Genomic DNA, 11,985 nt, shown 5'->3' with positions numbered 1-11,985 from the left:
GCCCGGAGGCTCAGTCCTGCCCGTAGCGGGGGTCGACCGACTCGGGGGAGAGGCCGAGCAGCTCCGCCACCTGCTCCACCACGACCTCGTGGACCAGCAGCGCCCGCTCGTCGCGGCTCTTGGAGCGGATCTCGACGGGCCGCCGGTAGACGACGACCCGGGCGGGTCCGTCCTTCGCCGCGGGGGCCGAACCGCCCAGCGGCACCGACTCGCCCGGCACCGAGGGCGGCACGTCGAGCACCAGGAACTCCACGTCCGCCAGCTGCGGCCAGCGCCGCTCCAGGCGCTCCACGGAGTCCAGGACCAGGTCCCGGAAGCTGTCGGCCCGGCTCGTGGACAACGGGACCTGCGGCGGCGCGACCGGGCCGCGCATCCCGCGGCCGTGGCGGTCACGGCGGCGCACCCGGGGTTCGCCCGTCCCCGGGCGCGCGTCCGCGGGGCGGGACTCCGCCGGACTGGACTCGCCCGGGTGAGAATCCGCCGATTGCGGCTCGGCCGGGCGGGATGAGGGGCGCGGCGGCACAGGACTGTCCATCACTGACGCAGCGTAACTCTCCTCGGTGCTCACGGACCGTGGAGGACCCCGCCCCGTCCGTGTCCCCCCGCGGTCCCGCACCGCGGACCGTCCGCCCGAGCTGTCCTTTGTTGAGCGTTCCGGCCAAGCGCGGGCTCGATTCGATGGATGTCCGCGATCGGCCATCTGGCGGTCCTTGACCGGATTGCGTCCGAAGGATGTCCGAATCGGCTCTGGTCCCCGCCTACGGCCCCGTTCTCCCACGCAGGTCAGGAGGGACACCCGATGATCGGTCGTGTCGGACCTCACCACGCGACACGGTGGAGTGACCTGAGGGAGAGTCGTCGCGGCCCGCTCAAGAGTGCGGTACCGTCCAACGTCGTGAGCCCTGTACGTCGCTGTTCGCGCACCGCGTGCGGCCGCCCTGCCGTCGCGACACTGACGTACGTCTATGCCGACTCGACTGCGGTCCTCGGCCCGCTCGCCACCTATGCCGAGCCCCACTGCTACGACCTGTGTGCCGAACACAGCGAGCGTCTGACCGCCCCGCGCGGCTGGGACGTCGTGCGGCTCACCGACGGGTCGGCCCCGGCCCGCCCGAGCGGTGACGACCTCGAAGCCCTCGCCAACGCCGTACGCGAGGCGGCCCGCCCCCAGGAGCGGGCGGCCGAGGCGGGCGGCAAGGGCGGTCGCGGTGGCGACCCGATGGAGATCGGCCGCCGCGGGCACCTGCGCGTCCTGCGCTCCCCCGACTCCTGACCTGACGCCCGGAACCTCCTTTTCACGCCGGTACCGACCCCTCGGTCTGCGGTCCACGGACCGCGCCCGGGTAGTTTGGGCGCTCCGTACACGCGCCGCATACGCGTGCCGAGAACTCAGGAGGGTTGTTCCGTGGCTGCTGATCTGTCGCAGATCGTGAAGGCGTACGACGTCCGCGGGGTGGTGCCGGATCAGTGGGACGAGACGCTCGCGGAGCTCTTCGGCGCCGCGTTCGTCCGGGTGACGGACGCGGACGCGATCGTCATCGGTCACGACATGCGCCCCTCGTCGCCCGGCCTGTCGTCCGCCTTCGCGCGCGGCGCGGCCCGCCTCGGCGCGGACGTCACCCTGATCGGGCTCTGCTCGACGGACCAGCTGTACTTCGCGTCCGGGCAGCTGAACCTGCCGGGCGCCATGTTCACCGCCTCGCACAACCCCGCCCAGTACAACGGCATCAAGATGTGCCGGGCCGGCGCGGCCCCCGTCGGCCAGGACTCCGGCCTCGCCGACATCCGCGCCCTCGTCGAGCAGTGGTCGGAGCAGGGCGCGCCCGAGGCCGCCGCCACCGCCGGCACGGTCACCGAGCGCGACACCCTCGACGACTACGCCGCCCACCTCAAGGGGCTCGTCGACCTCGCCGCGATCCGCCCGCTCAAGGTCGTCGTGGACGCCGGCAACGGCATGGGCGGCCACACCGTCCCCACCGTCTTCGAGGGTCTCCCGCTGGACCTGGTGCCGATGTACTTCGAGCTGGACGGCACGTTCCCGAACCACGAGGCCAACCCGCTCGACCCGAAGAACATCGTCGACCTCCAGGCCCGCGTCCGCGCCGAGAGCGCCGACCTCGGCCTCGCCTTCGACGGAGACGCCGACCGCTGCTTCGTCGTCGACGAGCGCGGCGAGCCGGTCTCCCCGTCCGCGATCACGGCCCTCGTCGCCGCCCGCGAGCTGGCGAAGACCCCCGGCGGCACGGTCATCCACAACCTGATCACCTCGTGGTCCGTCCCGGAGGTCGTGCGCGAGAACGGCGGCACCCCCGTCCGCACCCGCGTCGGCCACTCCTTCATCAAGGAGGAGATGGCGAAGACGGGCGCGATCTTCGGCGGCGAGCACTCGGCGCACTACTACTTCAAGGACTTCTGGAACGCCGACACGGGCATGCTGGCCGCGCTGCACGTCCTCGCCGCCCTCGGCGGGCAGGACGGCACGCTGTCGGCGCTGACCGCCGCGTACGACCGCTACAGCAGCTCCGGCGAGATCAACTCCACCGTCGCCGACCAGGCCGCCAGCGCCGCGAAGGTGAAGGCCGCGTACGCCTCCCGCGACGACGTCACCCTCGACGAGCTCGACGGCCTGACGGTGACAGCCGAGGACTGGTGGTTCAACCTCCGCGCCTCCAACACCGAGCCGCTGCTCCGGCTGAACATCGAGGCCCGCGACGAGGCCACCATGGCCAAGCTCCGCGACGAGGTCCTGGCCCTGGTCCGCGCGACCGGCTGACGTCGCTCTCCCGCCGGGGGACGGGCCGGGCGCCGAGCCGCGCGGCCCGCCCCCCGGCGGTAGGCTGACCTGGCCCAAAGGGCAGCACCACCACCGTTTGTTCGAAGGGACCACCTCATGCCGCTCGAAGCCGGCCTCCTGGAGATCCTCGCCTGCCCGGCCTGCCACGCGCCGCTGGACGACCGCACGGCGGCCGAGACCCCCGAGCTCGTCTGCACCGGCGACGACTGCGGCCTGGCCTACCCGGTCCGCGACGGCATCCCGGTCCTCCTCGTCGACGAGGCCCGCCGCCCGGCCTAGGCCCTGTCTTCAGAGTCCCGCCCGGCTCGCGGCGCTACTTTGAAGACAGGCCCCGGCGGCCGCCGCCCGGGCGGGTGCCACCGCACCCGTACGGGGCCCGCCAGGCGGACCCCGTACCCCCGCGACCCCGCACACCAAGGGCCGGCACGGGGCCGACCGCCCCCGACGGCCCTCCCGCCCGGCCCCTCGCCGCGGCCCCCGCGACACACCGGCCCGGCCGCGGTCCCGCAGCCGCACCACGCTCCATCCGGCACCACCCAGCTCCGCAGCTTCGCAACCGGCCCGTACGCCCCGCACCCTGCCCCGCCCCGGAGGCCCCATGCTGGACGAGACCCTCCTCGACGCACCGGAAGCCCTCGCCCTCGCCGACCGCCGCGGCCTCCTGCGCGGCGCCGCCGAAGCGGGCGCACGGGTACGGACCGCCGCCCGACACGCCGCGGAGGCGGGCATCGCCGACCTCCGGCCCGAAGGACGGCCCCGCGCCGTCCTCGTCGCGGGCCCCGGCACCGCGGCCGCCGGCGTCGCCGACCTGGTCGGCGCCCTCGCCGGCGCCTCAGCCCCCGTCATCCGCCTCCATCCGACCGGCGTCGCCCCCGTGGCCGGCGCCCTGCGCTGGGCGCTCCCCGGCTGGGCCGGCTCCGTCGACCTGCTCCTGATGCCCACCACCGACGGTTCCGAGCCGGGCCTCGCCCTGCTCGCCGAGCAGGCGTACCGCCGCGGCATCACCGTCGTCGCCGTCGCCCCGCAGAGCTCGCCCCTCACCGAGGCCGTCAACGGCTCCCACGGCATGTTCGTCCCGATGGCCACCGCACCGTACGAGAGCCCCGACGAGTACACCGAGGTCCTCGCCGTGGGCCCCGGCGCCCTGTGGGCCCTGTTCACGCCGCTGCTCGCGCTGCTCGACCAGGTCGGCCTCCTCGAAGCACCGCCCGAGGTGCTGGAGAAGGTCGCCGACCGCCTCGACCGCACGGCCGAGCGCTGCGGCCCGGCCATCGCCACCTACAGCAACCCCGCCAAGACGCTCGCCGCCGAGCTCGCCGACTCGCTGCCGCTGATCTGGACCGAGGGCGACGCCGCCGGCCCCGCCGGCCGCCGCTTCGCCGCCGTCCTGGCCGAACTCGCCGGCCTGCCCGCCCTCGCCGCCGAACTGCCCGAGGCCCTGCCCGCCCACGGCGTCCTCCTCGCCGGCGACTACGCGGCCGGCGCCGACCCCGACGACTTCTTCCGCGACCGCGTCGAGGAACCCCAGGCCCTGCGGGCCCGCGTCGTCCTGATCCGGGACCGGCCCACCGGCGGCCTCACCGCCGCCCCCGCCGCCCGCGAACTCGCCCTCAGCCACGACACCGCCATCAGCGAACTCGAACCGGAGGAGGGCACCGAGCTGGAGGCGCTCGCCGAACTCCTCGCCGTCACCGACTTCGCCGCCGTCTACCTCTCCCTGGCGTCGGCCGGCATCGCGCCGCCCGCCTGACGCCCGCACCGCCTCACGCGCACGAGAAAAGCTGGAAGGCTCCATGGACCGCCTCGTCAACACCGTCCGCCCCTACGCCTGGGGCTCCACGACGGCCATCCCGGCACTGCTCGGCATCGCCCCCACCGGCGAGCCGCAGGCCGAGATGTGGATGGGAGCCCACCCCGGAGCCCCCTCCGGCACCGGGCGCGGACCCCTCAACGAGGTCATCGACGCCGACCCCGTACGCGAACTGGGCGCACCCACCGTCGAGAAGTTCGGCCCCCGCCTGCCCTTCCTCCTCAAGCTGCTCGCCGCCGGATCGCCGCTCTCGCTCCAGGTCCACCCCGACCTCGCCCAGGCCCGGGCCGGCTTCGCCGCCGAGGAGGCGGCCGGCATCCCGATCGACGCCCCCCAGCGCAACTACAAGGACCCCCACCACAAGCCCGAGCTGATCTGCGCCCTCACCCCCTTCCACGGCATGTGCGGCTTCCGGCCCCCGACCGAGGCCGCCGACGCCCTCGCCGCGCTCGGCGTCGACTCCCTCAAGCCGTACGTCGACCTGCTGCACGCCCACCCCGAAGAGGCCGCGCTGCGCGAGGTGCTGACCGCGCTGCTGTCCGCGGACCGCGAGGAACTGGCCCCCACGGTCACCGAGGCCGCGACCGCCGCAGCCCGGCTCGGCGGCGCCCACGCCCCGTACGCCGTACTCGCCCACCACTTCCCGAACGACCCCGGCGTCCTCGCCGCGATGCTGCTCAACCACGTCCGGCTCCAGCCCGGCGAAGCCCTCTACCTCGGGGCCGGCGTACCGCACGCCTACATCGACGGACTCGGCATCGAGATCATGGCCAACTCGGACAACGTGCTGCGCTGCGGCCTCACGCCCAAGCACATCGACGTGCCCGAACTCCTCGCGGTCACCCGCTTCGAACCGGGCGAGCCCGCCGTCCTGCGCCCCGAGGCGTCGCCGTCCGGCGAGGAGCTCTACGAGATCCCCATCGACGAGTTCCGGCTCTCCCGCTTCGTCCGGGCCGAGGGCGCCGCCCCCACCGACGTCACCGCCCGCACGCCGCAGATCCTGCTGGCCGTCGCGGGCCGCCCCCGTGCGGGCGGCGAGACCCTCGCCCCCGGCGAGTCGGTGTTCGTGCCGGCCGGCGAAGAGGTCGCGCTGTCCGGACCGGGGACGGTCTTCAGAGCCACCGTCGCCGCCTGATGCAACAATGTGCGGCCGGATCACCGGACCGGGTCACGCGATCCGATCGCGGGACGTGACCGGACCGGACCGCACCACGGCACAGCCGGAGCATCGACGAAGGGAAGTCGTACACCCATGAGCGCGTCAGGCGGAACCAGGGCGATCGTGGCGGCACTCGCCGCCAACCTCGCGATCGCGGTAGCCAAGTTCGTGGCGTTCCTCTTCAGCGGTTCGTCCTCGATGCTCGCCGAGAGCGTCCACTCGCTGGCCGACTCCGGCAACCAGGGACTGCTCCTGCTCGGCGGGAAGAGGGCCAAGCGCGAGGCCACCCCCCAGCACCCCTTCGGCTACGGCCGCGAGCGCTACATCTACGCCTTCCTCGTCTCGATCGTCCTCTTCTCCGTCGGTGGCATGTTCGCCATCTACGAGGGCTACGAGAAGATCAAGCACCCGCACCCCATCGAGGCCTGGTACTGGCCGGTGGGCGTCCTCGTCTTCGCGATCATCGCCGAGTCCTTCTCCTTCCGCACGGCCATCAAGGAGTCCAACGAGATCCGCGGCGGGCGGTCCTGGACGGAGTTCGTCCGCCGGGCCAAGGCCCCCGAGCTCCCCGTCGTCCTGCTGGAGGACCTCGGCGCGCTCGTCGGCCTCGTCCTCGCCCTCGGCGGTGTCGGCCTGGCGCTCGCCACCGGGGACGGCGTCTGGGACGGCATCGGCTCCCTGTGCATCGGTGTCCTCCTCATCATCATCGCCCTCGTCCTCGCGGCCGAGACCAAGTCGCTGCTCCTCGGTGAGTCCGCCGACGTGGACCAGGTGAAGCAGATCGAGGCCGCGGTCGTCGACGGCCGGACGGTGACCCGCCTCATCCACATGCGCACCCTCCACCTCGGCCCCGAGGAACTCCTGGTCGCCGCGAAGATCGCCGTCGAGCACAACGACACGGCCACCGAGATCGCCCGCGCCATCGACGCGGCCGAGGCACGCATCCGTGCCGCCGTCCCGATCGCCCGCGTCATCTACCTGGAGCCGGACATCTACGACGAGAAGGCCGCCGCGGCCGGCCCCGACCCCGCCGCCACCCCCGGCGGCGCGGGCCCCGACACCGGCCACTGACCCCGCCGCCGACGACGTCCCTCAGGCCCTCGGACCCCCTGGTCCGAGGGCCTTCCGGTGCCCGCGACGACCGGGCGGCGGCACCTTCCGGGCCGCTGTCGAGGCCGGAACCGGCCGAATCCCGGCCCCGGGCGGACTGTGGGTCGCTCGGCCGATCGGTGTAGATTCGAGACCAGCCAGACGTCGCTGCTGATGGCGGTCGGGCGGCCCACGGGGCCGGCCGAGGGAGAGAGGGCCTCCGACGACTGCACCCCGGGAACACCGGGCATTCGTATGCCCGCGTCCCCGAGCTGCGGTGTCAGGCGCTTCAACCGAACCCTCGCAACCGATCCACGAGGAGCAGCCCAGTCATGACGACTGTCGCCAACCAGCAGGACTTCAAGGTCGCCGATCTGTCCCTGGCGGCCTTCGGCCGCAAGGAGATCACCCTCGCCGAGCACGAGATGCCCGGTCTGATGTCGATCCGCCGCGAGTACGCCGAGCAGCAGCCGCTCGCCGGCGCCCGCATCACCGGCTCGCTGCACATGACCGTGCAGACCGCCGTCCTGATCGAGACCCTGGTCGCCCTCGGCGCCGACGTCCGCTGGGCCTCCTGCAACATCTTCTCCACCCAGGACCACGCCGCCGCGGCCATCGCCGTCGGCCCGAACGGCACCCCCGAGGCGCCGGCCGGCGTTCCGGTCTTCGCCTGGAAGGGCGAGACCCTGGAGGAGTACTGGTGGTGCACGGAGCAGGCCCTGACCTGGCCGAACACCCCCACCGGCGGCCCGAACATGATCCTGGACGACGGTGGTGACGCCACCCTCCTCGTCCACAAGGGCGTCGAGTTCGAGAAGGCCGGCGAGGCCCCGGACCCGTCCACGGCGGACTCCGAGGAGTACGGCTTCATCCTCACCCTGCTGAACCGCACGCTGTCCGAGTCCCCCCAGAAGTGGACCCAGCTCGCGTCCGAGATCCGCGGCGTGACGGAGGAGACCACCACCGGTGTCCACCGCCTCTACGAGATGATGACCGAGGGCACGCTGCTCTTCCCGGCCATCAACGTCAACGACGCCGTCACCAAGTCGAAGTTCGACAACAAGTACGGCTGCCGCCACTCCCTCATCGACGGCATCAACCGCGCCACCGACGTCCTCATCGGCGGCAAGACCGCCGTGGTCTTCGGCTACGGCGACGTCGGCAAGGGCTGTGCCGAGTCGCTCCGCGGCCAGGGCGCCCGCGTCATCGTCACCGAGATCGACCCGATCTGCGCCCTGCAGGCGGCGATGGACGGCTACCAGGTCGCGACCCTCGAGGACGTCGTCGAGACGGCCGACATCTTCATCACGACCACCGGCAACAAGGACATCATCATGGCCGCCGACATGGCCAAGATGAAGCACCAGGCCATCGTCGGAAACATCGGCCACTTCGACAACGAGATCGACATGGCCGGCCTGGCCAAGATCGACGGCATCGTCAAGGACGAGGTCAAGCCCCAGGTCCACACCTGGAAGTTCCCCGACGGCAAGGTCCTGATCGTCCTCTCCGAGGGCCGTCTGCTGAACCTGGGCAACGCCACGGGCCACCCCTCCTTCGTGATGTCGAACTCCTTCGCGGACCAGACCCTGGCCCAGATCGAGCTCTTCACGAAGCCGGAGGAGTACCCGACCGACGTCTACGTGCTCCCGAAGCACCTCGACGAGAAGGTCGCCCGCCTCCACCTCGACGCGCTGGGCGTGAAGCTCACGACCCTCCGCCCCGAGCAGGCGTCGTACATCGGCGTCAAGGTCGACGGCCCGTACAAGCCGGACCACTACCGCTACTGATGCCACGGCCGACGGAGCGCGCGCGCTGACGCGCGCCCGTCCCCGGCACCCGTAGAGGAATCAGGCAGGCCCCCGCACCCCCGTGCCGGGGGCCTGCCTCGTCCCCAGGGGCCGCCTCACACGGCCCCACCCTCCAGGAAGCACACCGAGGACCCATGCCCCGCGGCCGCTATTCGCTCCACGACCCGCACGATCACACCCCCCTCGGTGAAGAGCACTTCCACTGCGCACCCGGCCCCTCCGGCTGGCGGTACGTCTCGCAGACCACCACCCCCACGGGCGATCACGCCGGCTCCGTCGACCTGGCCGTCGACGAACTCGGCCGCCCCATCCGCCTCGAACTGCACGCCGCGAGCTGGCAGGTCCGCGGCGCGGCCCTCGACGGCGTCACCTGGGTCCGTACGGACCCCACCGGAACCCACGCCACCGAAGGCAATGTGCGCGCCCACGCCTTCACCGGCACGTCCCCGGCGTTCCTCGTCGCGCTCACGCGACTCCTGCGTCTCACCCCCGCTTCCCCCGCGACCCGCGTCCGGCTCGTCGCCTTCACGGATCCGGTCCTCGCCCCCCTCACGGTCGACCAGTCCTGGTCGCTGGTGAAGAGTGAAGCGCACACCACTGACAACGGCCCGCTGACCGTGGACGAGTACCGGGTGGACAGCCTGGACACCGGGGAGCGGCACACGGTGCACATCGCGGGGGACGTGGTCCTGTCCGCCCCCGGCATCGAACTCGAGGACCTGGAGTCCCCGCCGTCCGTCTTCCCCGAGGTCCCGTCCGAGGGCTTCGACCAGGACGACTCCGAGGAGTTCCCGGAGCCCGGCCAGCCCTAGGGCCGGTCGGCGCCGAGGGCCCGAGGCAGGACCTAGGCGGGCGGGGCGAAGCCCGTCGCGGGAGCCGCCGGTCCGTCCGCGGACGCCGGCCCGGCCACCGGAGCCCCGGCCGGATCAGCCGGCACCGCCCCCGGCGCGACGTCGGACCGCCCGGGCGCCGTGAACCCCGACCCTCCACCACCGGGCGCCACCCCGGTTCCGGCCGCATCCGTGCCACCGGGACTCCCCGGCACCGCCGCGGCCCCCGGTGCCACGACTCCCGCGCTCCCGGGCAGTGCCCCGGCCGGCCGTCCCGTCACGCCCACCGGTCCCGTCGCCGTGAAGGCGCGCCGGGCGTCGCGCGCCCGGCGCTCGCCGACGACACCCGCCAGGTACCCCGCCGCGGGAACCCCCGGCGGCGGAGGCGTCCCGGTCCGCGCCACCAGCTCGTCGGCCAGCCGCTCCGCGAGCCGTTGCCCGACGGCCGGGTCCAGCTGCCGCATCCGCGTCAGGTACTGCCGGATCTCCAGCCACAGCGAGTCCGGCACCGCCGAGAGGTCCAGCTCCGTGAACCGCCCCACCAACCACGGCGGAGGCGGCGGAACGGCCGCGGTCCGCCCGGTCGGCAACCGCTCGCGCACGACCAGCGTCCCGGCGAAGACATCCCCGACCCGCCGCCCGCGCGCCGACACCAGCGAGGCGATGCAGGCGACGGCGCCGAACGTCATGAGGATCTCCACGACCCCCATCGCGCCGCGCACCAGCGCGTGCCGGAACCGGATCGGGCCGCCGTCGTCCCGCACCACCCGCAGTCCGCAGGCCAGCTTGCCGAGCGACCGCCCGTGCGACAGGGTCTCCACCGCGATCGGCGCCCCCACCAGGACCAGCAGGAAGCAGGCGAGGGAGACGGCCGTCTGCGCCGCCTCGTCCAGCGAGGCCGTCGCGACCGCGAGCCCGACACCGATCAGCAGATAGGCGGCCCACACCACGACGAGATCCAGGAGCAGCGCCAGCGCCCGACTCGGCAACCGCGCCGGCTGCAAGCCCAGCACGACGGCGTCCCCCGTCACCACCCCACTCACGGCGCCCACCCTTCTCCGGCCTTCCCGACCCCTCGGTACGACAGTCTGCCAAGCTGACCCGCAGCGCGCCGCAGTAGTACGGACCCGTACGCACCAGTGCCTGGAGCAGCAGCCGAATCATGGACCTCGATGTCTACGTGACCGCCCACCGCGCCGAGTGGGACCGCCTCGACCACCTCCTGCGGCGGGGCGGCAGGCTCACCGGCGCCGAGGCCGACGAGCTCGTCGCCCTGTACCAGCGCACGGCGACCCACCTCTCGCTCATCCAGTCCAGTGCTCCGGACCCGATGCTCACCGCCCGGCTCACCCAGCTCGTCGCGCGCGCCCGCGCCACGGTCACCGGCACCCGGCGTTCCTCGTGGCGCGACGCGGCGGCCTTCCTGACCGCCGGCTTCCCGGCCGCCGTCTATCGCTCCCGCCACTGGTGGGTCCCCACGGCGGTCCTCTCCACCCTGGTCGCCGTGCTCATCGGCTGGTGGATCGGCACCCATCCGGAGGTGCAGTCGGCGATCGGCGCCCCGGCGGACCTGCGCGAGATGACCAGGCCCGGCGGCCGGTACGAGACCTACTACTCCAGCCACCCCGCGGCCTCCTTCGCCGCGCAGGTCTGGACGAACAACGCCCAGGCCGCCGCCATGTGCCTGGTGCTGGGCGCGTTCCTCGGGCTCCCGGTGATCGGGATCCTCTTCGTGAACATGCTGAACCTCGGTGTCGGTATCGGCCTGATGACCGCGGCCGGCCGCCTCGACGTCTTCCTGGGCCTGATCCTTCCGCACGGTCTGCTGGAGCTGACCGCCGTCTTCGTCGCCGCCGGCACCGGTCTGCGTCTCGGCTGGACCCTGATCGACCCCGGCCCCACGACCCGCCGCGCGGCACTCGCCGAGCGGGGCCGCGCCGCGGTCGGCATGGCCATCGGCCTGGCCCTGGTCCTCTTCCTGTCCGGCCTGATCGAAGGCTTCGTCACCCCGTCCGGTCTCCCGACCTGGGGGCGCATCGGCATCGGCGTGGCCGCTGAACTGGCATTCCTCGCCTACGTCTGGATCCTGGGAGGCCGCGCCGCCCGGGCCGGCGACACGGGCGACGTCGAGGAGCGCGACCGCAGCGCGGAGCTGCCCACCGCCGCGTGATCCCCGATGTGCGTACGCCCCCGCTGACCTGCTAGTCTCCTTTTCGCCCAGAAAAACCGTTGACACGGTGGACCTGGGGAGGTAGATTTTACGGGTTGCCTCGGACTGGACAGTTCGATGGACGACGCGTAGCATCTCTCTCGCTCCGGTCGGGATTGAATTCCACGGAGCCACCCCGATTCCTTATTCGAATCACTGAAGCCACCGATTAGGTCGGCCGAAATGAGTCTGATAAAGTCGGAACCGCCGGAAAGGAAAGCGCGAAAGCGAATTCCCGAAAGGCAGCCCGCTCCAGCGGGTGGCAGAAACGGAAATCGGATCT

11 protein-coding genes are annotated in these 11,985 nt (G+C 72.8%); 9 read left to right on the top strand and 2 right to left on the bottom strand.

Features of this window, described 5'->3' with window-relative positions; all coding sequences use genetic code 11:
• Positions 1-10: 10 nt before the first annotated feature.
• A complete protein-coding gene (locus ACGFZF_RS36990) occupies positions 11-535 on the bottom strand; it encodes a metallopeptidase family protein (protein WP_393561669.1) in 525 nt (174 codons plus the stop codon).
• A 264-nt stretch (positions 536-799) separates the two neighbouring features.
• On the opposite strand from ACGFZF_RS36990, the gene ACGFZF_RS36985 reads away from it, so the two are divergent.
• The 8 genes from ACGFZF_RS36985 to ACGFZF_RS36950 all read left to right on the top strand — a co-directional run bounded on the left by ACGFZF_RS36985 (position 800) and on the right by ACGFZF_RS36950 (position 9,475).
• Positions 800-1,273, top strand: a complete 474-nt coding sequence (locus tag ACGFZF_RS36985; protein ID WP_393561667.1) for a DUF3499 domain-containing protein — start codon at positions 800-802, stop codon at positions 1,271-1,273.
• Positions 1,274-1,405: 132 nt separating this feature from the next.
• Positions 1,406-2,773: a phosphomannomutase/phosphoglucomutase gene (locus ACGFZF_RS36980; RefSeq protein WP_393561665.1), complete on the top strand. Its 1,368-nt coding sequence runs from the start codon at positions 1,406-1,408 to the stop codon at positions 2,771-2,773.
• Positions 2,774-2,890: 117 nt separating this feature from the next.
• Positions 2,891-3,073: a Trm112 family protein gene (locus tag ACGFZF_RS36975; protein WP_147978240.1), complete on the top strand. Its 183-nt coding sequence runs from the start codon at positions 2,891-2,893 to the stop codon at positions 3,071-3,073.
• Positions 3,074-3,392: 319 nt separating this feature from the next.
• Positions 3,393-4,544 (top strand): SIS domain-containing protein, encoded by a 1,152-nt coding sequence (locus tag ACGFZF_RS36970; protein WP_393561663.1) that lies wholly within the window; start codon positions 3,393-3,395, stop codon positions 4,542-4,544.
• Positions 4,545-4,587: 43 nt separating this feature from the next.
• On the top strand, positions 4,588-5,739 hold the full coding sequence (gene manA, locus ACGFZF_RS36965; protein WP_393561661.1) for a mannose-6-phosphate isomerase, class I: 1,152 nt from the start codon (positions 4,588-4,590) through the stop codon (positions 5,737-5,739).
• Between the two features lie 117 nt (positions 5,740-5,856).
• Positions 5,857-6,834 (top strand): cation diffusion facilitator family transporter, encoded by a 978-nt coding sequence (locus ACGFZF_RS36960; RefSeq protein WP_393561659.1) that lies wholly within the window; start codon positions 5,857-5,859, stop codon positions 6,832-6,834.
• 350 nt (positions 6,835-7,184) lie between these two features.
• Positions 7,185-8,642, top strand: a complete 1,458-nt coding sequence (ahcY, locus tag ACGFZF_RS36955) for an adenosylhomocysteinase (protein WP_393561657.1) — start codon at positions 7,185-7,187, stop codon at positions 8,640-8,642.
• A 155-nt stretch (positions 8,643-8,797) separates the two neighbouring features.
• Positions 8,798-9,475, top strand: coding sequence for a hypothetical protein (locus tag ACGFZF_RS36950; protein WP_393561655.1), 678 nt, complete (start codon positions 8,798-8,800; stop codon positions 9,473-9,475).
• Positions 9,476-9,507: 32 nt separating this feature from the next.
• Here ACGFZF_RS36950 and ACGFZF_RS36945 read toward each other — a convergent pair whose 3' ends face one another.
• Positions 9,508-10,536: an RDD family protein gene (locus ACGFZF_RS36945; RefSeq protein WP_393561653.1), complete on the bottom strand. Its 1,029-nt coding sequence runs from the start codon at positions 10,534-10,536 to the stop codon at positions 9,508-9,510.
• A 119-nt stretch (positions 10,537-10,655) separates the two neighbouring features.
• Here ACGFZF_RS36945 and ACGFZF_RS36940 point away from each other — a divergent pair, with 119 nt between their 5' ends.
• The gene (locus ACGFZF_RS36940; protein WP_393561651.1) at positions 10,656-11,663 is read left to right on the top strand and encodes a stage II sporulation protein M; all 1,008 of its coding nucleotides are present in this window, start codon (positions 10,656-10,658) and stop codon (positions 11,661-11,663) included.
• Positions 11,664-11,985 lie beyond the last annotated feature (322 nt).

The organism is Streptomyces sp. NPDC048338 (genome assembly GCF_043201055.1).
In the GTDB taxonomy this organism is placed as follows: Bacteria; Actinomycetota; Actinomycetes; order Streptomycetales; family Streptomycetaceae; genus Streptomyces.
Note: the sequence above shows the minus strand (reverse complement) of the source record. Positions and strands in the feature narration are given on the sequence as shown.

Coding starts and splice junctions, on each gene's coding strand:
- ACGFZF_RS36990 (WP_393561669.1), bottom strand. CDS start 535: ATGGACAGTCCTGTGCCGCCGCGCCCCTCATCCCGCCCGGCCGAGCCG.
- ACGFZF_RS36970 (WP_393561663.1), top strand. CDS start 3,393: ATGCTGGACGAGACCCTCCTCGACGCACCGGAAGCCCTCGCCCTCGCC.
- ahcY (WP_393561657.1), top strand. CDS start 7,185: ATGACGACTGTCGCCAACCAGCAGGACTTCAAGGTCGCCGATCTGTCC.
- ACGFZF_RS36960 (WP_393561659.1), top strand. CDS start 5,857: ATGAGCGCGTCAGGCGGAACCAGGGCGATCGTGGCGGCACTCGCCGCC.
- ACGFZF_RS36985 (WP_393561667.1), top strand. CDS start 800: ATGATCGGTCGTGTCGGACCTCACCACGCGACACGGTGGAGTGACCTG.
- manA (WP_393561661.1), top strand. CDS start 4,588: ATGGACCGCCTCGTCAACACCGTCCGCCCCTACGCCTGGGGCTCCACG.
- ACGFZF_RS36975 (WP_147978240.1), top strand. CDS start 2,891: ATGCCGCTCGAAGCCGGCCTCCTGGAGATCCTCGCCTGCCCGGCCTGC.
- ACGFZF_RS36950 (WP_393561655.1), top strand. CDS start 8,798: ATGCCCCGCGGCCGCTATTCGCTCCACGACCCGCACGATCACACCCCC.
- ACGFZF_RS36940 (WP_393561651.1), top strand. CDS start 10,656: ATGGACCTCGATGTCTACGTGACCGCCCACCGCGCCGAGTGGGACCGC.